This window comes from Streptomyces sp. MZ04 (assembly GCF_004684775.1).
Lineage (GTDB): Bacteria > Actinomycetota > Actinomycetes > Streptomycetales > Streptomycetaceae > Streptomyces.
Genome location: NZ_SRIC01000078.1, coordinates 1 through 23,433, shown reverse-complemented (window position 1 = coordinate 23,433; position 23,433 = coordinate 1). Strand labels below are relative to the sequence as shown.

At 68.4% G+C, this 23,433-nt stretch carries 20 protein-coding genes and 1 tRNA gene; 10 read left to right on the top strand and 11 right to left on the bottom strand.

All coding sequences use genetic code 11. The annotated features are described in order from the left end of the window. The first annotated feature begins 9 nt into the window (after window positions 1-9). From E2651_RS18395 to pknB, 5 genes are all read left to right on the top strand, one after another. Entirely contained in the window at window positions 10-531 is a 522-nt protein-coding gene (locus E2651_RS18395; RefSeq protein ID WP_135332252.1) for an FHA domain-containing protein, read from the top strand. Window positions 532-651: 120 nt separating this feature from the next. Beyond that, window positions 652-2,208, top strand: coding sequence for a Stp1/IreP family PP2C-type Ser/Thr phosphatase (locus E2651_RS18390; RefSeq protein ID WP_245238970.1), 1,557 nt, complete (start codon window positions 652-654; stop codon window positions 2,206-2,208). Window positions 2,209-2,234: 26 nt separating this feature from the next. Continuing rightward, window positions 2,235-3,662, top strand: a complete 1,428-nt coding sequence (locus E2651_RS18385; RefSeq protein ID WP_135332250.1) for an FtsW/RodA/SpoVE family cell cycle protein — start codon at window positions 2,235-2,237, stop codon at window positions 3,660-3,662. Further along, window positions 3,659-5,122, top strand: coding sequence for a penicillin-binding protein 2 (locus E2651_RS18380; RefSeq protein ID WP_135332249.1), 1,464 nt, complete (start codon window positions 3,659-3,661; stop codon window positions 5,120-5,122). The genes E2651_RS18385 and E2651_RS18380 overlap by 4 nt, the downstream gene beginning before the upstream one ends. Before the next feature lie 168 nt (window positions 5,123-5,290). Continuing rightward, a complete protein-coding gene (pknB, locus tag E2651_RS18370; protein WP_135332248.1) occupies window positions 5,291-7,285 on the top strand; it encodes a Stk1 family PASTA domain-containing Ser/Thr kinase in 1,995 nt (664 codons plus the stop codon). A 73-nt stretch (window positions 7,286-7,358) separates the two neighbouring features. Here the strand turns inward: pknB and E2651_RS18365 are convergent, their stop codons facing one another. From E2651_RS18365 to E2651_RS18340, 6 genes are read right to left on the bottom strand one after another with little or no spacing between them, the layout of a single operon-like run. Beyond that, window positions 7,359-8,120 carry a class E sortase gene (locus tag E2651_RS18365; protein ID WP_135332247.1) on the bottom strand — a complete coding sequence of 254 codons (762 nt, stop codon included), beginning with the start codon at window positions 8,118-8,120 and terminating at the stop codon, window positions 7,359-7,361. 24 nt (window positions 8,121-8,144) lie between these two features. Beyond that, window positions 8,145-9,410 (bottom strand): class E sortase, encoded by a 1,266-nt coding sequence (locus tag E2651_RS18360; RefSeq protein ID WP_135332246.1) that lies wholly within the window; start codon window positions 9,408-9,410, stop codon window positions 8,145-8,147. Next, entirely contained in the window at window positions 9,407-10,060 is a 654-nt protein-coding gene (locus E2651_RS18355; RefSeq protein WP_135332245.1) for an aminodeoxychorismate/anthranilate synthase component II, read from the bottom strand. Before E2651_RS18355 ends, E2651_RS18360 begins: the two co-directional genes overlap by 4 nt. Before the next feature lie 14 nt (window positions 10,061-10,074). Then, window positions 10,075-10,317, bottom strand: coding sequence for a hypothetical protein (locus tag E2651_RS18350; protein WP_135332244.1), 243 nt, complete (start codon window positions 10,315-10,317; stop codon window positions 10,075-10,077). Then, a complete protein-coding gene (locus tag E2651_RS18345) occupies window positions 10,268-10,969 on the bottom strand; it encodes a class E sortase (protein ID WP_135332259.1) in 702 nt (233 codons plus the stop codon). The genes E2651_RS18350 and E2651_RS18345 overlap by 50 nt, the downstream gene beginning before the upstream one ends. A 37-nt stretch (window positions 10,970-11,006) precedes the next feature. After that, a complete protein-coding gene (locus tag E2651_RS18340; RefSeq protein WP_135332243.1) occupies window positions 11,007-11,777 on the bottom strand; it encodes a DUF881 domain-containing protein in 771 nt (256 codons plus the stop codon). A 92-nt stretch (window positions 11,778-11,869) separates the two neighbouring features. Here E2651_RS18340 and crgA point away from each other — a divergent pair, with 92 nt between their 5' ends. Continuing rightward, window positions 11,870-12,127, top strand: a complete 258-nt coding sequence (crgA, locus tag E2651_RS18335; RefSeq protein ID WP_135332242.1) for a cell division protein CrgA — start codon at window positions 11,870-11,872, stop codon at window positions 12,125-12,127. Between the two features lie 302 nt (window positions 12,128-12,429). On the opposite strand, the gene E2651_RS18330 is transcribed toward crgA, so the two are convergent. Continuing rightward, window positions 12,430-13,326 carry a rhomboid family intramembrane serine protease gene (locus tag E2651_RS18330; protein ID WP_135332241.1) on the bottom strand — a complete coding sequence of 299 codons (897 nt, stop codon included), beginning with the start codon at window positions 13,324-13,326 and terminating at the stop codon, window positions 12,430-12,432. 115 nt (window positions 13,327-13,441) lie between these two features. Then, a complete protein-coding gene (locus E2651_RS18325; RefSeq protein ID WP_135332240.1) occupies window positions 13,442-13,975 on the bottom strand; it encodes a peptidylprolyl isomerase in 534 nt (177 codons plus the stop codon). Window positions 13,976-14,255: 280 nt separating this feature from the next. On the opposite strand from E2651_RS18325, the gene E2651_RS18320 reads away from it, so the two are divergent. Then, window positions 14,256-14,990: a DUF5324 family protein gene (locus E2651_RS18320; RefSeq protein ID WP_135332239.1), complete on the top strand. Its 735-nt coding sequence runs from the start codon at window positions 14,256-14,258 to the stop codon at window positions 14,988-14,990. Window positions 14,991-15,332: 342 nt separating this feature from the next. Here E2651_RS18320 and E2651_RS18315 read toward each other — a convergent pair whose 3' ends face one another. Next, window positions 15,333-17,543, bottom strand: coding sequence for a glyoxal oxidase (locus tag E2651_RS18315; RefSeq protein ID WP_135332238.1), 2,211 nt, complete (start codon window positions 17,541-17,543; stop codon window positions 15,333-15,335). Window positions 17,544-17,980: 437 nt separating this feature from the next. On the opposite strand from E2651_RS18315, the gene E2651_RS18310 reads away from it, so the two are divergent. Beyond that, window positions 17,981-19,534 carry a Dyp-type peroxidase domain-containing protein gene (locus E2651_RS18310; RefSeq protein WP_135332237.1) on the top strand — a complete coding sequence of 518 codons (1,554 nt, stop codon included), beginning with the start codon at window positions 17,981-17,983 and terminating at the stop codon, window positions 19,532-19,534. Between the two features lie 81 nt (window positions 19,535-19,615). On the opposite strand, the gene E2651_RS18305 is transcribed toward E2651_RS18310, so the two are convergent. Beyond that, a complete protein-coding gene (locus E2651_RS18305) occupies window positions 19,616-21,253 on the bottom strand; it encodes an aromatic amino acid ammonia-lyase (protein WP_209446181.1) in 1,638 nt (545 codons plus the stop codon). Window positions 21,254-21,649: 396 nt separating this feature from the next. After that, window positions 21,650-21,722, bottom strand: a tRNA-Ala gene (locus tag E2651_RS18300). Window positions 21,723-21,903: 181 nt separating this feature from the next. Between E2651_RS18300 and E2651_RS18295 the strand changes: the two genes are divergently transcribed. Beyond that, complete coding sequence (locus E2651_RS18295; protein WP_135332235.1) at window positions 21,904-22,452, top strand: DNA-binding protein; 549 nt, start codon at window positions 21,904-21,906, stop codon at window positions 22,450-22,452. 49 nt (window positions 22,453-22,501) lie between these two features. Beyond that, window positions 22,502-23,433 (top strand): serine/threonine-protein kinase (locus tag E2651_RS18290; protein WP_135332234.1); only part of this gene is annotated, 932 nt, incomplete at its 3' end.

The window sequence follows — 23,433 nt, the reverse complement described above, 5'->3', positions numbered from 1 at the left end:
GCGGGGGCAATGTCAGAGCTGACCCTGACGGTCATGCGGTTGGGTTTCCTAGCCGTTCTGTGGCTGTTCGTGATCGTGGCCGTCCAGGTCATCCGCAGCGACCTGTTCGGTACGCGTGTCACACAGCGCGGCTCGCGCCGTGAGAACGCGCGACCGCAGCAGGCCGCCCGCCAGCAACAGCAGGCCGCGCCGCCTGCCCAGCGCCAGCAGCAGGGCGGTGGCAGGCAGCGCCGTGGCGCTCCCAGCAAGCTGGTCGTCTCCGAAGGCATCCTCGCGGGCACGACGGTCGCCCTGCAGGGCCAGACGATCTCGCTGGGCCGGGCGCACGATTCGACGATCGTCCTGGACGACGACTACGCCTCCAGCAGGCATGCCAGGATCTACCCGGACCGTGACGGCCAGTGGATCGTCGAGGATCTCGGGTCCACCAACGGCACGTATCTCGACCGGACCCGACTCACCACCCCGACGCCCGTTCCGCTGGGCGCGCCGATCCGCATCGGCAAGACCGTCATCGAGCTGCGGAAGTAGTACGACAATGAGCGAGCGGAGCGAGCGAGCCGACGCGGTCCACACACTGGACGCCAGCGCGCTCCCGACCGGAGGGTGGGCACCGTGCGGATGTACCCGGAGCCGACGGGCGAGGTGCGCATGAGTCTGTCTTTGCGCTTCGCCGCCGGATCGCACAAAGGCATGATCCGGGAGGGGAACGAGGACTCCGGTTACGCCGGTCCGCGTCTCCTCGCGATCGCCGACGGCATGGGGGGCCAGGCCGCGGGCGAGGTGGCGAGCTCCGAGGTGATCTCGACGCTCGTCACCCTCGACGACGACGTACCGGGATCGGACATCCTGACGTCGCTCGGCACGGCCGTGCAGCGCGCCAACGACCAGTTGCGCCTGATGGTCGAGGAGGACCCCCAGCTCGAGGGCATGGGGACGACCCTGACCGCCCTCCTGTGGACGGGGCAGCGCCTGGGCCTCGTACACGTCGGCGACTCACGCGCGTATCTGCTGCGGGACGGTGTCCTCACGCAGATCACCCAGGACCACACCTGGGTGCAGCGCCTCGTCGACGAGGGGCGGATCACCGAGGAAGAAGCCACCACCCACCCGCAGCGCTCCTTGCTGATGCGCGCGCTGGGCAGTGGTGAGCACGTCGAACCGGACCTCTCCATCCGTGAAGTCCGCGCCGGCGACCGCTACTTGATCTGCTCCGACGGTCTCTCCGGTGTGGTCTCGCACCAGACGATGGAAGACACCCTCGCGAGCTACCAGGGCCCCCAGGAGACCGTGCAGGAGCTGATCCAGCTCGCACTGCGCGGCGGCGGCCCCGACAACATCACGGTGATCGTCGCCGATGTCCTGGACATCGACAGCGGCGACACCCTCGCGGGCCAGCTGTCCGACACCCCCGTGGTCGTCGGCGCGGTCGCCGAGAACCAGCTCCAGGCGCAGGACGACGGCGCCATGCAGACCCCCGCGGGCCGCGCGTCCGGCCTCGGCCGGCCGGTGCCGCCGCAGCCCTCCGGAGGCGGCTTCGGGCCGCCCGGGAGCGGTGACACGACGGGATACGTTCCCGAAGGGAACTTCGGCGCGTTCAGCGACGAGGACTTCGTGAAGCCCGGCGGCGGCCGCAAGTGGCTCAAGAGATCCCTCTACACAGTGCTGGCCCTCGCGGTCATCGGAGGCGGCCTCTACGGAGGCTACCGATGGACGCAGACGCAGTACTACGTAGGCACCAAGGACAAGCACGTCGCGCTCTACCGAGGCATCGACCAGGACCTTGCCTGGGTCAGCCTGTCCAAGGTGGAGAAGGACCACCCCGAGATCGAACTCAAGTACCTGCCGCCGTACCAGCGCAAGCAGGTCGAGGCGACCATCGCCGAGGGCAACCTCGACGACGCCCAGAGCAAGATCGAGGAGCTTGGCCTGCAGGCCTCCGCGTGCGAGAAGGACGCGCAGCGCCGCGAGGCAGAGCGGGAGAACGCCAAGCCCGGCGAGGGCGAGGCAGGCGGCACGACCGGTCTGGCCGCCAAGGCCCCCACCGACGACCCGACCGACCCGGCGGACAAGAACGGCACAAGCGACACGAACGACAAGAACAGCACCACCGACAAGAACAAGTCCAAGACCGCACCGACTCCCACACCCGGCCCCAGCCTCTCCGAGGAAGAGAAGAAGCTGGTCCCGCTGTGCGGTAAGCAGTAAGCAGCCGTTGGGGGCCTTTGCACACCATGAGCAGTAGCACTACACACACGTCGACCATCGGCGCGATCGGTGCGCCGAGCAGGCGCAACACCGAGCTCGCGCTCCTCGCGTTCGCCGTCGTCATCCCGCTGTTCGCCTACATCAACGTAGGCCTCGCGATCGACGGCGAACTGCCCTCCGGCATGCTCGGCTACGGCTGCGGTCTCGGACTGCTCGCATCCGTCGGCCACATCGTGGTGCGCAGGTTCGCCCCGTACGCGGACCCGCTGCTGCTGCCGCTCTCGACGCTGCTCAACGGCCTCGGTCTGGTGGTCATCTGGCGCCTCGACCAGTCGGAGAAGCTGCAGAGCCTGGCCAAGACCGCCACCGGCTCCTTCAGCGCCTCGGCGCCCAAGCAGCTGATGTACTCCGCGATCGGCATCGCGCTCTTCGTGGCCGTACTGCTGCTGCTCAAGGACCACCGCGTCCTGCAGCGCTACACGTACATCTCCATGGTCGTGGCGCTCGCCCTGCTGCTCCTGCCGCTCGTGCCGGGCCTCGGCATGAACGTCTTCGGCGCCAGGATCTGGATCAGCGTCGCCGGATTCTCCATCCAGCCCGGTGAGTTCGCGAAGATCGTCATCGCGGTCTTCTTCGCGGGCTATCTCATGGTGAAACGCGACGCGCTGGCCCTGGCAAGCCGCCGCTTCATGGGCATCTACCTGCCGCGCGGCCGTGACCTCGGTCCGATCATCGTCGTCTGGGCGATGTCCATCCTGATCCTGGTCTTCGAGACCGACCTCGGTACGTCGCTCCTGTTCTTCGGCATGTTCGTCGTGATGCTGTACGTCGCCACGGAGCGCACCAGCTGGATCGTGTTCGGTCTACTGATGTCCTCGGTCGGCGCCGTGGGTGTGGCCACCTTCGAGCCGCACGTGCAGGAGCGCGTCGACGCCTGGCTGAACCCGTTCTCCGACGCCGTCATCGCCTCCACGGGCAGCGACCAGATCGCCCAGTCCCTGATGGCGTTCGGCTCCGGCGGCGTGCTCGGCACCGGCCTCGGCCAGGGTCACTCCGACCTGATCGGCTTCGCCGCCAACTCCGACTTCATCCTCGCCACCTTCGGCGAGGAGCTGGGCCTCGCCGGCGTCATGGCGATCCTGCTGATCTACGGGCTGATCGTGGAGCGCGGTGTGCGCACGGCGCTCGCCGCCCGCGACCCGTTCGGCAAGCTCCTCGCGATCGGCCTGTCCGGCGCCTTCGCCATCCAGGTGTTCGTCGTCTCCGGCGGCGTCATGGGCCTGATCCCGCTGACCGGTATGACCATGCCGTTCATCGCGAACGGCGGTTCCTCCGTGATCGCCAACTGGGCCCTGGTCGGCATCCTCATCCGTATCAGCGACACCGCACGCCGCCCCGCGCCTGCGCCCGCCCCCAACCCCGACGCCGAGATGACGCAGGTGGTCCGACCGTGAACAAGCCCCTGCGCCGGATCGCGATCTTCTGCGGGCTCCTCATCCTCGCCCTGCTCGCCCGGGACAACTGGCTCCAGTACGTGCAGGCCGACACCCTGGCCGAGCACGACAAGAACCGCCGCGTCTCCATTCAGCGGTACGCCCAGCCGCGCGGCGACATCATCGTCGACGGCAAGGCCATCACCGGCTCCAAAGAGGGCGACAGCGGCGACTTCAAGTACCAGCGGACGTACAAGAACGGGCCCATGTGGTCCCCCGTCACCGGCTTCGCCTCGCAGCGCATCGGCGCCACGCAGATCGAGAGCCTCGAGGACGGCATCCTCACCGGCAACGACGACCGGCTCTTCTTCACCCGCAGCCTGGACATGATCACGGGCAAGAAGAAGGAGGGCGGCAACGCCGTCACGACCCTCAACGCCGCCGCGCAGAAGGCCGCGTACGAAGGTCTCAAGGGCCGCGGCAAGGGCGCGGTCGCCGCGATCGACCCCTCCACCGGCGCGATCCTGGCGCTGGCCTCCGCTCCTTCGTACGACCCGTCGGACTTCGCGGGCAACACGAACAAGGAAGCCGAGGTCTTCGGGAAGCTGGACAAGGACAAAGACCAGCCGATGCTCAACCGCGCGCTGCGCGAGACGTACCCGCCCGGCTCCACCTTCAAGGCGGTCACTGCGGCCGCCGCCCTGGAGCACGGTCTGTACGACGACATCGACGCTCCCACCAAGTCCCCGCTGCCCTGGACGATGCCCGACACCCAGACCGAGCTGAAGAACGAGGGCGACATCCCCTGCAAGAACGCCTCGCTGCGTGAGGCGCTGCGGGTGTCCTGCAACACCGTCTTCGGCAAGATCGGCTCGGACCTCGGCAAGGACGACATGCTGGAGACGGCCGAGAAGTTCGGCTTCAACTCCGAGCAGTTCATCCCGGTCCGCTCGAACGCCTCCGTCTTCCCCGAGAAGATGGACAAGCCGCAGACCGCGCTCTCCTCCATCGGCCAGTTCGAGACGGCCGCGACGCCGCTGCAGATGGCCATGGTCGCCTCCGCGATCGCCAACGACGGCACGCTCATGGAGCCGTACATGGTCAGCGAGCTGCAGGCGCCGAACCTGGACGTGATCGAGAAGCACGCGCCCAAGGAGATGAGCCGGCCGCTCTCCGAGGAGAACGCGCAGAAGCTCCAGGACATGATGCAGACGGTCGTGAACGACGGCACCGGCCGGAACGCCAAGATCGACGGCGTCACCGTCGGCGGCAAGACCGGTACGGCACAGCACGGCCTGAACAACAGCAAGAACCCCTACGCGTGGTTCATCAGCTACGCGAAGACCGACTCCGGTTCGCCGGTGGCCGTCGCCGTGGTGGTCGAGGACAGCGCCGCCAGCCGTGACGACATCTCCGGTGGTGGTCTCGCCGCCCCGATCGCCAGGGACGTGATGCAGGCGGTTCTCGACAGCAAGAAGTGACCCCCGTCACGGCCTCTTCACATCAGTGCACGTTGCGATACCGGTCCTGTATCGGGTGACGGTCGCGGCCGGGTCACGTAGGGCGAGCCGGGTACGGTATGCCCGGACAGCACACCGCCGGACCACACAAGGGTGCGGTCGGGACTGACGGAGAGGGCTGGATTAGCTATGGAAGAGCCGCGTCGCCTCGGCGGGCGGTACGAGCTGGGCCAGGTGCTCGGCCGAGGCGGGATGGCGGAGGTTTACCTCGCGCACGACACCCGCCTCGGACGCACCGTGGCGGTGAAGACGCTGCGCGTTGACCTCGCGCGCGACCCGTCATTCCAGGCCCGGTTCCGCCGCGAGGCCCAGTCGGCCGCCTCGCTCAACCATCCTGCGATCGTCGCGGTCTACGACACCGGCGAGGACTACGTGGACGGGGTCTCCATCCCGTACATCGTGATGGAGTACGTCGACGGCTCCACCCTGCGGGAGCTCCTGCACTCCGGGCGCAAGCTGCTGCCCGAGCGCGCCATGGAGATGACGATCGGCATCCTCCAGGCCCTGGAGTACTCGCACCGCAACCAGATCGTCCACCGCGACATCAAGCCCGCGAACGTCATGCTGACGCGCAACGGCCAGGTCAAGGTCATGGACTTCGGCATCGCCCGCGCCATGGGCGACTCCGGGATGACGATGACGCAGACAGCCGCGGTCATCGGCACGGCGCAGTACCTCTCGCCGGAGCAGGCGAAGGGCGAGCAGGTCGACGCCCGCTCGGACCTCTACTCCACGGGCTGCCTGCTGTACGAGCTCCTGACGGTCCGCCCGCCCTTCGTGGGCGACTCCCCCGTAGCGGTGGCCTACCAGCACGTACGCGAGGAGCCCCAGGCCCCGAGCGTCTTCGACGGCGAGATCACGCCCGAGATGGACGCCATCGTCCTGAAGGCCCTCACCAAGGACCCGGACTACCGCTACCAGTCGGCCGACGAGATGCGCGCCGACATCGAGGCCTGCCTCGACGGCCAGCCCGTCCAGGCCACCGCCGCCATGGGCGCGGTCGGCTACGGCGGCCACCCGGACGACCAGCAGACGGCGATGCTCCGCCCGCAGCCCGGCGGCGCCCAGACGTCGATGATGCCGCCGGTCGGCCCGGACGACGGCTACGACGATCATTCACGCCGCCGCCAGAAGAAGAGCAGCACTTCTACGGTGCTGCTGGTGCTGGCGGGGTTGCTGGTGCTTGTCGGCGCGATCCTGATCGGGAAGTGGGCGTTCACCGGGGGTGGTGGGGGCAGCGACTCGATCAAGGCGCCTAACTTTGTGGGCGAGAAGCTCGCGGACGCGAAGACGCAGGCGGAGAACGTCGACCTGGAGATCGCGGTCTCGGAGCGCAAGCCCTGCGAGAAGTACCCGAAGGGCGAGATCTGCGCCCAGGACCCGGGCGCCAACGCCACGGTCACCAAGGGCGACACCGTCAATGTGACGGTCTCCACGGGTGCGCCGAAGGTGGCGGTACCGAACGTCATCGGCGACAACATCGAGGACGCCACTGACGAGCTCGAGGGCGACAAGTACCAGTTCACGGTCGTGCCGAAGCGGGTGGAGTCGCCTCAGCCCGTGGGCGAGGTCCTCAGTTCGGACCCGGTCTCCGGTAGCGAGGTGCAAAAGGGCAGCACGATCACCCTTGAGGTCGCCAAGGCGAAGACGCAGATCCCGGTCCCGGACGTCACCGGTCTCGACTACGAAGCCGCCGCGAAGCAGATCACGGACAACGGTCTCACCCCCAAGCGTGAGGACGTCGCCAGCGACAGCGTCGAGGAGGGCAAGGTCATCCAGACCTCCCCGGCGGCCGGCACGAAGGTCGACGACGGCTCGACGGTCACCATCCAGGTAGCCAAGGCCGCCGAGCAGGCCACCGTGCCCGCCCTCACCGGCCAGAAGCTCAAGGACGCCCGCAAGGCCATCGAGGACGCCGATCTGACCGTCGGCACCATCACCGGCCCGCAGGAAGACGATGCCCTCGTGGTCCTCTCCCAGCCCGGCGCCAACGAGCAGGTCGCGCCGGGCACGGCGATCAACCTGACCACCGCGGGCGGCGACCAGGGCAACGGCGGAGGCAACGGCGGGGACGGTGGCACCTTCTTCGGAGGCGGCACGGGCTTCCGCAGCGGAAGGGACTGACCCCTCCGCAGTACACGAGAAGAGCCCCGGTCACCGCTCGCCAGCGGTGACCGGGGCTCTGTCGTGCTCGGGGTCAGTCGGCAAGCTCAGCCGGCGGCGTCCGCTTGTTGTCGACCTTCTCCACGCGCTCCAGCTCGCCCCACACGATGTAGCGGTAGTTGGAGGTGTAGACCGGCGTGCACGTCGTCAGGGTGATGTAGCGGCCCGGCTTCTTCGTGCCCGATTCCTTGGGGACCGGGTTCAGGACCTTCACGTTGTACTTCGAGGTCTCCGGGAGGGTCGAGTAGACCTTGTAGACGTACCACTTGTCCCGGGACTCGAAGACGATCGCGTCGCCCTTCTTGATCTTGTCGATCTTGTGAAACTTCGCGCCGTGCCCGTCGCGGTGCGCGGCCAGCGTGAAGTTGCCCTCCTTGTCCTGAGGGAGGGCCGACTTGATCGGGTCCTTGTAGTAGCCGGCGACGCCGTCGTTGAGGACCTTGTTGCTCGTGCCCTCCTTGACCAGCACCTCGCCGCCGCCCATCGCGGGTACGTGGAGGAAGCCGATGCCGTCCTTGGTGTTCAGGTCACCCGGGCCGCCCGCCCAGCGGTCGCGGACCCGGTCGCCCTGCTTGTGCGCCTCGCGGTCGGCGACGACGTTGGTCCACCACAGGGAGTAGACGACGAAGAGGCCGAGCACCAGGCCGGCGGTGATGAGGAGTTCACCGAAGACGCTGACCGCCGTGGCGACGGGCCCGCGGCCCCGCGGCCGCGGGGCGGGCGTCTCGGCCTGTTCCTCGGACTGTTCCTCGGACTGTTCCTCGTCGTGGTCGGCGTGGTCGGTCGTCGCTGCCACTGGATCTGCCCCGTTCTCACCGTGCTAGTTGACGAGCGCGCTCGGCTTTCCCTTGCCGCGCGGCCGTTCCTCGACCATCTTGCCCCAGACGATCATTCGATACTTACTCGTGAATTCCGGGGTACAGGTGGTCAGTGTGATGTACCGGCCGGGTTTGGTGAAGCCCGAACCCGGCGGAACGGGGCCGATCACACTCGTGTTGCCGGGGCTCGTCTGCGGCAGGATGCTCGCCATCTTGTAGACGAAGTACTTGTCCTGCGTCTCCACGACGATGGGATCGCCCGGTTCGAGCTGATTGATGTAGCGGAACGGTTCGCCATGGGTGTTGCGGTGCCCGGCGATCGCGAAGTTGCCCTGCTTCGCGTCCGGCATCGGGGTCTTGGTGCCGCCCTCGTTGTAGTGGCCGACCATGCCTCGGTCCAGGACCCCCGACTTGTCGATGCCCTCGGCGATCGGCACGACCACGTCGAGGCGGGGGATGTGCAGCAGGGCGAAACCCTGCCCGGGTTCGAAGGCGCCGGGCTTGCCCTTGCCCTTCGCCCACTCCTCCTGGAGGTCGTTGGCGGCGCCGTTCGCCTGCTGGTGGGCGCGGATGTTCGTCCACCACAGCTGGTACGTCACGAAGAGCAGCATCAGGACGCCGATGGTGATGAAGAGTTCGCCGACGCCCCGGCTGATCACCGTGCCCGCGGAGGGCTTCCGGGCGCGCTCGGCGCGACGGGCCTCGACGCGGGAGAGGGGGGCGGCGGACTCTGCCCTGGAGGCCGCCGGAGGGGCGCCTTTCCTGGCGGCCTTGCGGCGGGCTGCACGGCCTCCCGTGGGGGGCTGCTCCGGCTGCGGCGCCAGCTCTGACTCTGACTCTGGCTCTGGCTCTGGCTCTGGCTCGACTATTCGCCGGGTGTCCGCCGTCCGCAGGCCCACCGTCTCGTCGTCGGCCGGCGGCTGCGGGGCGTACGCGCCGTACAGCTCCTCGTACGTCGGTTCCCGGGGCTGCTGAGGCTGCTGGGCGGGCTGCTGCGCCCCGTACCAGTCACGGGCGTACCCCTGAGGGTCGTACCACTCCTGCTCCGGCAGCTGCGGCTCGGGCTCCGGCTCCGTGGCGGGCTGCCCGCTGCGGAACCACGGCGACGGATGCTGCCCCGGCAGCGGATCCGTCAGCGGATCGGCGAGATGGTCGACTGCCGCCGCGAACGCCCCGGGCTCTTCGAACGACCCCTGCTCCCCGTACGACGCGTACTGCTCGTCGTACGGAACTCCGGAGGAATCGCGCTCGGGGCGCAGCGCGGTCACGCCGTGGCCCTGCCCACCACCGGGGCAAGCCCGCTCGACCGGCCGACAGCCCCGGTGTCCCCGCACTCCACAAGCCAGTTGGCCAGCATGAGGTGGCCATGCTCGGTGAGCACCGACTCCGGGTGGAACTGCACGCCCTCCACCGGCAGTTCACGGTGGCGCAGGCCCATGATGATCCCGTCCTCCGTGCGCGCGGTCACCTCGAGCTCGGCCGGTACCGTGGCCGGTTCGGCGGCGAGCGAGTGATAGCGGGTCGCGGTGAACGGGGACGGGAGCCCGGCGAAGACGCCCTTGCCCTCGTGCACGACCGGGGACGTCTTGCCGTGCAGCAACTCCGGCGCACGGTCCACGACTCCGCCGTACGCGACCGCCATCGACTGCATGCCGAGGCAGACGCCGAAGACGGGCACACCGGTGTCGGCGCAGTGCCGCACCATGTCGACGCAGACGCCCGCCTGCTCGGGGGTGCCAGGACCCGGCGAGAGCAGGACGCCGTCGAAGCCGTCCTGCGCGTGCCGCAGCTCGACCTCGTCGTTGCGCAGGACCTCGCACTCGGCGCCCAGCTGGTACAGGTACTGGACGAGGTTGAAGACGAAGCTGTCGTAGTTGTCGACCACGAGGATGCGGCTGGGACGCTGTTGAGTGCTCACTGGGCTCACCGGGCTCACTGGCCGTTCACCGTCACGTCGTTGAAGGGGAGAAGCGGTTCGGCCCACGGAAAGACGTACTGGAAGAGCACGTAGACCACCGCGAAGACGAGCACCAGCGAAAGCAGTGCCCTTACCCATGCGTTTCCCGGCAGATGCCGCCAGATCCAGCCGTACATGCCGTCCCTTCCGTAGCCGTACGGCACCAGACTAACGGCGCAGTGCCTCCGGTTTCCCGGCCTCGACGGGCTGGGTGGCATCAAGGTGTGCCCAGACGATCAACCGGTGGCTGTGGCCCCACTCTGGCTCACAGGTCGTAAGAGTGAGGTAACGGCCCGGCCCGTCGAATCCGGATTTACGCGGTACCGGATCGATGACACCGATGTCGCCGGGCAGCGTCTTGTAGGGCTTGTTGTCGATGCGGTACGTGAACCAGGTCGTGCCGTCGGTCAGCACCACGGCGTCATCCGGGCGCAGCTTCGGGAAGTCCTTGAAGGGGTCTCCGTAGGTGCGGCGGTGGCCCGCCACGGAGAAGTTGCCCCGCCGGCCGAGCTGAGCGGTGTCTCCGTAGTGACCGAGCCCCTTCTTAAGGATGTCGGTGCCCGTGCCCTGGAGAACCGGCTTGTTCCACGTGAAACCAAACCGCGGGATGTACATGACCGCGAAGGCCTTGCCGTCTTCGTAGGGGGCGGGCTTCTTCGGAGAGGTCCCCTGGGAGTCGCCGGCGGGCTTGTCGTCCGCCCCGGAAGGCACCGAGCCCTGCGCCCACTGGTCCTGGAGCTTGTCGATCTGGCTGTCCATGGCGTCGTCGGCCTTCACGCCGGTCCAGAACAGGACGTACACCACGAAGAGCACGATCAACGTGCCGATGGTGATGCACAGTTCGCTGAACGTCCTCAACAGCACTCGCACCGACACCGGACGGTCCCTCCCCGGGTGCTACTCCCTGCTACTCCACGGGCTTCGCGTAGTGGAGATCCACTGTGCCCGAGTAGCCGGGAAGAGTCACCGCCCCGTCGTCGTCGACTTTCCAGCCGAGGCCGTAGGCATTCACGTACAGCATGTAGTTCTGGATCTCCGGGGAGGCGGCGAGCGCCGACTTGAGCTTCTCCGGGTCGCCGACCGCGGTCACCTTGTACGGAGGTGAGTAGACGCGGCCCTGGAGGATCAGGGTGTTGCCCACGCAGCGGACGGCGCTGGTGGAGATGAGCCGCTGGTCCATGACCTTGATGCCCTCGGCGCCGCCCTGCCAGAGGGCGTTCACCACGGCCTGCAGGTCCTGCTGGTGGATGACCAGGTCGTTGGGCTGGGGCTCGGGGTAGCCGGGGAGCTTGGCGGTGGCGCCGGGCGGGGCGTCGGTGAGGGTGACGGAGACGGCCTCGCCGCTGACCTTCTTGGTGCCCGCGTTCTTCTCCAGGGCTTTGAGCCGGGCGTCGTCGGCCTTCGTGCCGCCGTTGTCGCGCTCCGCGAGCGCCTCGACGTCGTCACGCAGCGAACCGTTGGACTCGTCCAGCCCGCCGTTCTTGTGGCTGCGCTCCTGGATGAGATCGGAGAGCTTCAGGAGGGACGCATCCGTGCGGATGTTCGTACCCTTGGCAGTGTTGAAGCTGGTGAAGAAGATGAGGCCCGCGAGGGCGAAGACGGCAGCCGTCAGCAACCGGACCGGCCGCCAACGGGGGCGACGACCCTGACCTGTGGGGGAGTCGGCAGAATTGCTCAACGTACCCTTATCTCCTTCAGCGCCGCGGAAGCACTACGCTAACGGACGCCCGGGGGAGGGCTCAGCTCCCCGTATCGACAGGAGAGACCCTCGTGCCGAAGTCACGGATCCGCAAGAAGGCCGACGATTACACGCCGCCCGCGGCGAAGAAGGCGACGAACATCAAGCTGACCAGCCGTAGCTGGGTGGCCCCGGTGATGCTGGCGATGTTCCTCATCGGGCTCGCCTGGATCGTCGTCTTCTACGTCACCGACGGCAAGCTGCCGATCGACCCGCTGGGCAACTGGAACATCGTGGTCGGCTTCGGCTTCATCGCCGCGGGGTTCGGCGTCTCCACGCAGTGGAAGTAGCGCGGTTCCTCCCGCTTCCCCAGCGCATCCTCCAGCGGCGAGAGCAAGCCTTGCCCTGAGTTATCCACAGCGCTATCCACACTGGGGAAAAAGAAAGACGATCTGTGGATAACCCACTCGGTGTTGACGCCGGTGTGACTGCACGATCGCCATGCAAGCCACCACAGGCCCCTTGCCCTCCCTGGGGAAACCCAGGTCAGCGACAAGGGGCACTGTTGTTCCCCACGGCATGCACAAGATCCGCCACACGCTGTGGACAACGGTGAGCGGAACGCGCGGGCTCAGACGAGGAACCCACAGGCTCAGACGAGCTGGGCGGTCCTGACGACCACGGCGACCAGGACCACGACCAGCACCGCGGCACAGGTCCCCCACTGCACGAGCGCCCGCCGCTCACGGGGCGCGTGCACCATCCCGTACGCGATCGCGACACCGGCGACCAGACCGCCGACGTGCGCCTGCCAGGCGATGCCGCTCCAGGTGAAGGTGAACAGCATGTTCAGCGCGAGAAGCGCGATGACCGGGCGCATGTCGTAGTTGAGGCGCCGCATCAGGACCGCGGTCGCGCCGAGCAGGCCGAAGATCGCCCCGGACGCGCCGAGCGATGCCTGGTCGGCATCGGCGACGACGTAGGTCAGGGCGCCGCCGGCCAGGCCCGAGAGCAGATAGAGCGCGAGGTACCGGGCGCGGCCGAGCGCCGCCTCCAGGGGTCCGCCCAGCCACCACAGGCCGAGCATGTTGAAGGCGATGTGCCAGATCTCCTGGTGCGTGAACATCGACGTGACCATGCGGTACCACTGGCCTTCGGCGACGCCCTCGGTCGGCACCCAGGGGGCGGGCGGCCAGGCGCCGACCAGCACCAGCTCGTTCACCAGGCGGTCGCCGACGGCGAGGACCGCGATGAACACCGCCAGGTTCAGACCGAGCAGGATCTTGGTGACGAGCCGCGGATCGGCGGCGATCGAACCGCCGGCGATCGTGCGCGGCTGGTTCGCCGCGGGCGCGTGGCCGGTGCCCGAGCCCTCGCGCACACACTCGGGGCACTGGAAGCCGACCGAAGCGCTGATCATGCACTCCGGGCAGATGGGCCGCTCGCAGCGGGTGCAGCTGATGCCGGTCTCGCGGTCCGGGTGCCGGTAGCAGCCGGGCAGGTGCTGCGCGTCCCGCGGCCCCTGCGGGCTGCCTGGTGCCTGATCCATGGGGTCCCCTCAATCTCCGTACGAAGCCACAGCCGCGCGCACGTGGCGAACGCACCGCCCCGCCCTTCCTTACGGATGGGCGGGGCGGTTTGGTTCCCTGGCGCGTACGCCGAGGTCAGGCGCCGCGGGTCTCGATCACCACGGACTCGATGACCACGTCATCGACCGGGCGGTCGGTGCGCGGGTTGGTCTGCACGGCCGCGATCTTGTCGACGACCTTCTGGCTCGCCGCGTCCGTTACCTCACCGAAGATCGTGTGCTTGCGGGTCAGCCAGGCGGTCGGCGAGACCGTCACGAAGAACTGCGAGCCGTTGGTGCTGGGACCGGCGTTGGCCATGGCCAGCAGGTACGGCTTGTCGAAGGCAAGGTCGGGGTGGAACTCGTCCGCGAACTCGTAGCCCGGGCCGCCCGTGCCGTTGCTCAGCGGGTCGCCGCCCTGGATCATGAAGCCGCTGATCACGCGGTGGAAGACCGTGCCGTCGTAGAGCCGGTCCGAGGTCTTCGCACCGGTCTCGGGGTTGACCCACTCACGCTCGCCCTGGGCGAGTTCTACAAAGTTCTTGACCGTCTTCGGCGCGTGGTTGGGGTGCAGCAGCACCTCGATGTCGCCGTGGTTGGTCTTCAGGGTGGCGTAAAGCTGCTCAGCCACGATCTGCCTTCCGTTGTCTTCTGTGACGCTCCGATCCTCGCACGGACCGGATTGCGACGAGTAGCCGCCGACTGGGCGCGCACAGAAGCGATCCGTGGCATTGTCGGCCAAGAACGCTTCTTGTACCGATTTGATCGATTTGATCAGATTGATCGCGTTGCTCGCAGGGCTCGCTTGACCCGGATGCCCGCCCTCTCATGCCTGAGGGTCACCCGGAAGGCATGATCCCTGAAAGGGTGGAAAGGTGACATACCTATACGCCACCGAGGAGGAGGATTCCGTGACCCGCATCGACAGCGTGCGCGCCGCGACCGGCTCGGCCAAGGACAGCGTCCGGCACGCCGCGGAGGCGGTGGCCCCCTATGCCGGCACGGCCAAGGACCAGGCCGCTCTCTACGCCCACGATGTGCGCGTACGGCTGGCACCCAAGGTGTCGCACGCCGCGCAACAGGCCGCCGAACAGGCCCGTGTGCAGTACGGCGCCCATGTCGCGCCCCGCGTCGAGCAGGCGCGGACGCATGTGCCGCCGAAGGTCGACCACGCCGCGCACGAGGCCGCCGTCCGCACACGCAAGGCCGCCAAACAGACACGGAAGGCCGCCCGGCAGGCCGCCGAATACTCGAAGCCGCGGATCGAGCACGCCGTGGCCGCGGCCCAGCCCGTCCGCGACGAGGCCGCGTCCCGCGGTGCGGCGGCGATCGCCGCGCTGCGCGGTGAGGTCTCGCCCAAGGAGATCCGGCGTCTGATCCGCAAGCACGAGCGCCGGGCCCGCGCCGGGCGCCTCGCCAAGGGTGTCGTCGTGCTCGGCCTCCTCGCGGGTGGTGCGATCGCCGCCTGGAAGTGGTGGGACAAGCAGGCCAACCCGGACTGGCTCGTCGAGCCGCCCGCCGCGACGGAGGTCCCGGACAGCACCCCGCTGGCCTCGGTCGACGGAAGCGGCCAGCAGTCCCTCGACCCCGAGGTACAGGCCAAGCAGGCCGAGGCGGAAGCCGCGGAGCGCGACGAACGGCACTGATCCGCGCCGCGGGAGCGCCGCAGAAACGCCGTAGGGCGGGAACCCCGGCCGGGTTCCCGCCCTACGGCATGCGGCCTCCGTGCTGACACAGCAGAAATGAAAGCCGTAGGGCTCCGTCGAGGCGCCCGAATTTCCGCGCATCACGATGGCACGATGAATGAAATCCCCCATCTCCGAGAGATCGGGGGAATTCGGTTCAGCGACAATCCTCTGAAGTTCCTCGACGCCTTGAAACCGCATCTGGCCGCGAACCCAGAGATCACGTTTCTGGACGTACGCGACAGCACTTCCGCGGGGATGCCCGGCGCATAGCGCCCCGTTCCGGAACTACTCCTTGCCGCCCTACGACAGACGGACGAAGCGGGACGAGGACGGGATGCCCATGCTGTCGACCACGACGAGCATGTAATCGCCGGCCGGTGCCACCGCAGCCGTCTCAGGCGTACGGAACTGGATGGTCCAGCGCTCGTACGACTCGGAATCCTGGGCCGTGGTGGCCAGCCACACAAAGCGCTGGTCCATGTTGTTGCCGTGGGTGGTCGAGCCGAACCGGATGAGCGCCACCTTGGACTGCGCGTCTAGACCGGCGCCGCGGGCCTGGAGGGCGACCGTCGTGTCGTAACCGAGTGTGGTCCAGGCCTCCTTGGCGCCGGCCACGGCGGTGATGGCGGGGCGGGGGCCGCGGTAGAGGTACGGCGGGTAGTAACGCTCGGCGGTGGTGTGCTCGTCGAACAGGGACTCGTTGGTGTCGGGGTCATGGGCGAACCCGCCCGTGCTGCCCGCCTTGAGCACGGTCCCGTCGGGCTGCAGCAGCGCCGTCGAGTGGTAGCGCCGGTCGGTGGGCGCGGAGTCGGCGAGCCTGAAGGTCTCGCTGACCGGGTCGAAGATCTCCGAGGCGAAGACCGGCACCTTGTTCATGTCGCCCCAGCCCTTCTCGGTCCCGCCGCTCACCAGGACCGTGCCGTCGGCCATGAGGGTCGAGTCGCACAGCACCCGCGGGTACTTCATCCCGCCGTCGACCCGCCGCCAGCCCTTCTGGCGGCTCAGGGGCTGGTACGCGTCGACATCAAGGATCTCCGCGGTGGCCGTGGCCTTCTGCTCGTTGGTGATGTCGCGATGCTTCACCTGGTCCTCGTGCTGGCCCCCGACCACCAGGATCCGCTGCTTGCGCGCGCCGGGCTTGAGCGGGAGCAGGACGTTCGAGCCGTACGTGGGATAGCTGCGGGAGCCCTTCCCGCGCATGGTGTAGACGGTGGGCGCCAGGACCAGCGGGGTGTCGCCCTTGGCCTTGTCGTACTCGTAGAGCCAGGCGCGGTTGGTTTCGACCAGGGCGACCAGCGGCAGCGACGTGGCCGTCTTGCCGGGGAGGACGAAGATGTTGGGGTAGACGGCCAGCTTGTCCCTCGGGCTCGAGAGCAGCTCGGGGTCGATCAGCCGCCGCGCCTCGGACCGGGGCGTCAGACTGCTGTCGGCGGGGTTGTAGATCTGGTAGTCGTTGTTGATCTGGTTCCAGTAGCCCTTGGGCAGGTCGTTCTTGGCCGCCTCGTGCGCCGGGGGCGTGCGGCTTCCGCCGGCGATCAGCATCCGGCCGTCGGGCATCGTGGTGACGGCCGGGTACCAGCGGCGTACGCCCATCTCCGCGGGCCGGCTCCAGCCGTTCGCGGCGTTGGCGTCGTACACGTGCAGGCCCACGGCGTCGTCGAGCTCCAGGTGGGCCGGGTCGACGTGTCCACCGGCGACGAGAAGCTTGCCGTCCGGCAGATGGGCATGTCCGCCGCAGAAGATGTTCCTCGGTTTGACGCCCGTACCACTGGTCATGGGCCGCTCACGGGTCTTCAGGGTGACGAGGTCGAGCGCACTGGCTTCGAGCGCGCCCATGTGGAACGTCGTCCACGACCACTTGCCCGGCCGGTCGGGGTCGGGCTTCAGGTTGCCGTCCTCGTCCCTGTCGCGCGCCGGGGACCACATGACGACCTCGGCCCCGTCGCCCTTGCGGACCAGCGCGGCGTGGACGGCGACGATCTCCAGGTCCAGCGGCTGGAGGTCGCGGTCCGCGCCGAGCCACCGTCCCCCGGGCGGCTCGATCCAGACGTCCACCACCGCGGTGGCCTTTCGCGTCCGGATCTCCAGCCGGTCGGCGGGTACGCCGGGGGAGCCGATCCTGCGCGGAGTCACCCAGAGGTCGCTCGCGCTGCCCGCGGCGGCGCGCAGCGTGACACCGTCGTCCTCCGGCTTGTCGGGCGCGGCGCCGATCCGGGTGAGCCCGGTGGTACTGGTGACACGGATGTCGGTCGGCTCGGCCGATGTGGAAGCCGACGCGGAAGCCGATCGGAGACCGGGGACGCGCAATGGCACACGTACGGGTAGGCCGCGGCCGTTCTCGTCGAGCTTCAGGTGAATCCAGCGCCGCCCCAGAATCGCCTCAGGTCCGGTGATGTCGAGAGGTTCGAGCGATGCGGCCGTCCCGGCGGCGGATGCCCGGGACGCGGCTCCGAGCAGCAGCCCGGAGGCCGTCGCCGAGAGCGCTCCGGCGAGCAGGGTGCGCCTGGTCACCGGACTGACGTGCGGAACTCCGTGGGGTGAATTGTCTTCGGGCAGCCGGGGTGATTTTGTCATCGCGAACCTCGTACTCCGGGTCGGTTTTTCTCCGGTGATTCGGCTGCACGCTAGCAGGGGGAATCCAATTCTCTTGGAATCACGGGAATCCGCATGTCAGGGAGCTTTCCGCATATCCATATCGAGCACCGGCGAGAAACGTTTCCGCATTACTTCAGGAGAGATTTCGAGTGCGCCGGAAAAAGAATAAGCGAGTTGCGCGCCGGCCCGCCGTCGCCACACGAGCCGCAAGGGTGTATCGAGCTTGCATTCGAGTGAATCGAACGAGTGGCGAATTGTGCGACCGATCGGGCGTCAAAGGATGGTGACGATCACCTTGATCGGACACCACCGACGCCGGACACCACCGGACACCACCCGACACAGGAGGCTGCATGACCACCCAGCTCGCGCGGATCGACTTCGAGAAGGAGACCGGGCTCGGACCCGACGACCGGACGGGAAAGCTCCGTCCCGAGGAACAGAAGCTCATGGAGGAGCTGCAGGGAAACATCCTCAAGAGCCACGGCCGGGACCACAGCCGCCACCTCTTCATCCGGTTCGACAAGGCGACCGAAGGCAGGCGCTGGCTGAAGGCCATGAGCGATCGGGTGACCTCGGCCAAGGCCCAGTGGGACCAGTCCGCCCAGCGTCACGAGATCTTCGACGCCGCACGGAAGCAGCCGGACCCCGATGCGTATCTGAGCATCGAGATGGCCGCGAACGCCAGTCCCCCCTTCGTCGGCCTGATGCTGTCCGCCAAGGGTTACGAGACCCTCGGATACGCCATCCCCTCGGCCGACTTGTCCTTCAAGGCCGGTACGCGGGACGACAAGATCCGCGGGAAGCTCAAGGATCCCAAGGTCTCGGACTGGGACGAGGCGTTCCATGAGGCCCTGCACGCGCTGGTCGTCGTCGCGGACGACAGCCCCGCCGTCGTGTCGGGCAAGGCGGACGAGATCCGCGAAACCGTGGAGAGAGGCCTCGGCCGTTGCGGCAAGGTCGTTCACCAGGAGATCGGAAAGGTGCTCCGCCTGCGGCCCGACGGCCCGGTACGCGAGCACTTCGGGTTCGCCGACGGCGTCAGCGAGCCGCTCTTCCTCACCAAGGACATCAAGGCGGCCCAGGAGCGCGACGGGACCACCAGGTGGAACCCGGCGGCTCCGCTCAAGCTCGTCCTGGCCAAGGACCCGGTGGTCCCGAAGGACGCGGAGCCGTACGCCGACGGGGCGACCGGCTACGGCTCGTACGTCGTCTACCGCAAACTGGAGCAGGACGTCCCCCACTTCAACGAGCAGCGCCTCTCGCTGGCCCGGGAACTCGCCAAGGCGGACGGCCGCAAGGAGCCGCACGAGGCCGACCTCGAACTCGCCGGCGCCTATATGGTGGGCCGTTTCCGCAACGGCATGCCGGTAGCCGAACCCGCGACCGCGCACGGAGTCGACGGCCCCATCCCCAACGACTTCGACTACCTGCACGACAAGACGGGCGCGAAGTGCCCGTTCCAGGCGCACACCCGCAAGACCAACCCCCGTGGCGACCTCAAGTGGCACAACGGCGTGGATCCGAAGATGGAGCGACTCCGCCGGATCGTGCGACGCGCCATCAGCTACGAGGAGTTGACCCCCACGAGCAGGAACGTGGGGCTGCTGTTCCTGTGCGCCCAGAGCAACATCGCCGAGCAGTTCGAGTTCATGCAGGAGAGCTGGTGCAACAACGTCGACTTTCTCGTCGGCAAGAAGGAGGGCGAACACAAGACGGGACAGGACCCGGTCGTCGGCCAGGGCCATGCCAAGACCAAACCCAGCTGGCCCAAGAAGTACGGAGTGGCCGGCGCCACGTTCCAGGCGGGCATCGAGGAGTCGGTGAGCCTGCGCGGCGCCGAGTACTTCTTCGTGCCCAGCATTCCCTTCCTCCGGAACGCGGACGCGGACAAGGCGGGCGGTTGAGGGTTCTGCGGTAGTGCTGACGCCCGTGCCGACCGGCGGCAGGCCGCTCGGCACGGTCCTCAGTGGTGTGCCGGCGGTGCGTCACTCGATACCCAGCAGCGCTTCCTCGCGCACCAGGCTGGTCACGTCCTCCAGGTCGGGGGTCATATGCCGGTCCTCGTCCAGCTCCGGGACCACCGCCCGGATCGCCTCGTGGACCCGGGCCGTGCCCTCGCCGAGCCGCAGTCCGTCCATGTCGGGCCGGATGAGGTCGATGCCCTGGGCGCTCATCAGCAGCTGGACGGCGAGAACCGTCTCCATGCGGTCGAGATTGGCGTGCAGATTGCGGGCGGAGGCCATCGCCATGGTGTTGTGGTCCTCCTGACCGTCCTTCTCGGGTCGGGAGAGTACGCCGGAGGGGACGGCCCGGGTCTGCATCTCGGGGATCAGCGCCGCCGCCACGGTCTGCACCTGAACCATGCCGGAGTTGAGACCCACCGGGGGTGAGGCGAGATTGGCGGGCAGGCCATAGCTCCACTTCGGGGACAGCAGCCTCCCGGACAGCTCGTGGGAGAGCACTGCCACGTCGGTGATCTGCGCGTTGAGTGTGTCCATGGCGTGCCCGATCTGGGCGCCGTCCCAGTTGCCGCCCATCACGAACTCGTGGCCCTTGCCCCCGCCGAGGGGAAAGAGCAGCGGGTTGGAGGTGGAGGCGTTGGCCTCGCGCTCGATGATCCGGCGCGCCTCGTCCAGCGTCTGCCGCAGCGTTCCGGCGATGTGCGGCGCGGCACGCACGGACACCGCGTCCTGCACGCGCGGGAGCTTCTCGTGCAGGCGGGCCCGGCCCTCGTCCGTCATCCAGCCGCTGTCCTTGACCAGCTCCCGCAGCCGCCCGGCGACGGCCTCCTCGTCCGGAATCCGCCGTTCGGCATGCGTGCGGGCGTCGAGCGAACCGGCCTCGGCGCGGGTGGCCTCCAGGAACAGCGCGAACGCGTACTCGAACTGGGTGGCCAGCGACGTACTCCGGTCGACAGCGTGGACATGGCGGGCCGTCAGCAGCCCGCTGCCACTGATGATCGGCAGTGCCTCGCCCGCCTCCAGCGGGAAGGAGAGCGGCAGCTTCGCCTCCGCCAGAATCCTGCGCGCCGGACCGGTGCTGCCCCGGTAGCGGGCCTGTCCCTGCTCGCCGGTCAGGACGAGCCCGGCGGCGGCCATCGGCTGGAGATCTCCGGTGCCCAGCGATCCGACCTGCGGCAGCACCGGCGCCACCCCGGCATTGACCAGCGCGAGCATCCTCTCGACCAGCTTCGGCCGCACACCCATGTGTCCGCGCGCCATGGCGTTGGCCCGCAGGACGAGGGCCAACAGGGCCTCCCCGTCCGGTACGTCATCCCCGACACCGGCCGCATGTGAGAGGAGGATCCGCCGCTGGAACTCCCGCTGCTGGTCGTCGTCGAGCGCCTTGTCCTTGAGTGGACCCAGACCCTGGTTCCAGCCGTAGACACGCTGCCCGCCGTCGAGCGCGGTCAGCGCACCCTTCCGGGCCTGACGCATGGCCCGGGCTGCCCGGGGAGCGAGCGACAACTCGACCGGGTCGCCACGAACGATGTGCAGCATGTCCGGCAGCGTCAGCCGTGCGCCGTCCAGGGCGAGCTTCAGCGGGGCGACGGGAGCGTCGGCGACGGAGGCGGGCACGGTGGCTGCGATCGCGGGAGCGGGCGCAGCCCCGAGAAGGGTCACCACGAGGGCTGGAGAGAGGAGCAGCACAAGCAATGCTCTCGACGCCCTGCGAGCTGTCACGGCCCGGCAAGGGCGCGCGAAGCGAAGACGGTACATGGCTGAGGTTCCTTACCGGGCTCGGGGATCGGTGGGGCACTCGCCGCACACGACGGGACCCCGATAAGAACGTCATACGATCACCCCGCCAGCCTTTCCTGTCCGGCACACCGGCGCCCATCAGGTCTTTCACCCAGGTACCGCACAACCGTCCACGGGTCGAAGGAGAACGGGGTGCGGACCTGGCCGCGCAGAACCAGAAGGCCGGGCGCTGACGGACCAGCCGCAGACGGAACGGGCGAAATCGGGACAAAAAAGACCCCCTGCCTGCGTTTCCGCAGGTCAGAGGGTCTAATCGCGTGGAGCCTAGGAGATTCGAACTCCTGACATCTGCCTTGCAAAGGCAGCGCTCTACCAACTGAGCTAAGGCCCCGAAAATGATGCGTCAGCCGGAAGAACCACGCTCCGGTGAGCAACGCAGACCAGAGTACCGGGTCTCCCCCCGGATCTCGCAAAAGGATTGGGGGTCCCGGTAAACGACCACGCTCCGTAAGATGCTCGGCGTGGTTCGCGGCAGCGAACCGCGGTTTTTGGGGAAGCGATGGGGAGACGCAATGGACGCCGCACAACAAGAGACAACCGCGAGAGCACGGGAGCTCCAGCGGAACTGGTACGGAGAGCCGCTGGGGGCGCTCTTCCGCCGTCTCATCGATGACCTGGGCCTCAACCAGGCACGCCTCGCCGGCGTCCTCGGTCTGTCGGCGCCCATGCTGTCCCAGCTGATGAGCGGCCAGCGCGCCAAGATCGGCAACCCCGCGGTCGTCCAGCGCGTCCAGCTCCTCCAGGAGCTCGCGGGCCAGGTCGCCGACGGCAGCGTGAGCGCCGCGGAGGCGACCGACCGCATGGACGAGATCAAGAAGTCCCAGGGCGGCTCCGTACTGACCAACACCTCCCATTCGACGATGAGTTCGGGCGCTCCCACGGTCAAGCGCGTGGTGCGCGAGATCCAGTCGCTGCTGCGCTCCGTGGCAGCGGCCGGCGACATCATCGATGCCGCGGACGCCCTCGCCCCGACCCACCCGGAACTGGCAGAGTTCCTCCGGGTGTACGGCGCCGGACGCACCGCGGACGCGGTCGCCCACTACGAGGCGCACCAGAACTGAGCCGTCGGCCGGGCCACCGGGCGGCCCGGATGGGGAGCGATGCGCGACCATGGGTGAGGTCTTCGCCGGCCGGTACGAACTGGTCGACCCGATCGGACGTGGGGGAGCAGGCGCGGTCTGGCGCGCCTGGGACCACCGGCGGCGCAGATATGTGGCCGCCAAGGTCCTGCAACAGAGCGACGCGCACACGCTGTTGCGCTTTGTGCGGGAACAGGCTCTCCGGATCGACCACCCCCATGTGCTCGCGCCCGCCAGCTGGGCCGCCGACGACGACAAGGTCCTGTTCACCATGGCCCTGGTCGCCGGCGGCTCGCTGGCCCATCTGGTCGGGGACTACGGCCCGCTGCCGCCCCACCTGTCCTGCACGCTGCTCGACCAGCTGCTCGCAGGCCTCGCCGCCGTGCACGCCGAGAGGGTCGTGCACCGTGACATCAAGCCCGCCAACATCCTGCTCGAGGCCACCGGAGTCGGGCGTCCGCATCTGCGGCTCTCCGACTTCGGCATCTCGATGCGCATGGGCGAACCACGGCTGACCGAGACCAACTATGTGGTGGGCACGCCCGGTTACTTCGCGCCCGAGCAGATGATGGGTGCCGAGCCGGACTTCACCGCCGATCTCTTCGCGGTCGGCCTCGTGGCCCTGTATCTCCTTGAGGGGGCCAAGCCGGACTCCAAGGCGCTGATCGAACACTTTGCCGCGCACGGCACGCCAGGGGCCCCACAGGGCGTCCCTGAGCCGCTGTGGCAGGTCGTCGCCATGCTGCTCCAGCCGGATCCGCAGGCGCGGTTCCGCACGGCCACCGGTGCGCGCAAGGCGTTGGCCTCGGCCACCGAGCTGCTTCCCGAGCCGGGGCCCGACGACGAGCTGGTGGAGGTCTTCGACCAACTGGGCCCGCTCCCCCTGGGATTCGGCCCGGACGGTCCGCTCACGCCGGCCCGCAACGCCGCTCCACGGCCGGGCCTCGCCCCGTCCCCCGTACC

Coding starts and splice junctions, on each gene's coding strand:
- E2651_RS18295 (WP_135332235.1), top strand. CDS start 21,904: ATGGACGCCGCACAACAAGAGACAACCGCGAGAGCACGGGAGCTCCAG.
- pknB (WP_135332248.1), top strand. CDS start 5,291: ATGGAAGAGCCGCGTCGCCTCGGCGGGCGGTACGAGCTGGGCCAGGTG.
- E2651_RS18385 (WP_135332250.1), top strand. CDS start 2,235: ATGAGCAGTAGCACTACACACACGTCGACCATCGGCGCGATCGGTGCG.
- E2651_RS18390 (WP_245238970.1), top strand. CDS start 652: ATGAGTCTGTCTTTGCGCTTCGCCGCCGGATCGCACAAAGGCATGATC.
- E2651_RS18310 (WP_135332237.1), top strand. CDS start 17,981: ATGACCACCCAGCTCGCGCGGATCGACTTCGAGAAGGAGACCGGGCTC.
- E2651_RS18330 (WP_135332241.1), bottom strand. CDS start 13,326: ATGGATCAGGCACCAGGCAGCCCGCAGGGGCCGCGGGACGCGCAGCAC.
- E2651_RS18395 (WP_135332252.1), top strand. CDS start 10: ATGTCAGAGCTGACCCTGACGGTCATGCGGTTGGGTTTCCTAGCCGTT.
- E2651_RS18350 (WP_135332244.1), bottom strand. CDS start 10,317: ATGCCACCCAGCCCGTCGAGGCCGGGAAACCGGAGGCACTGCGCCGTT.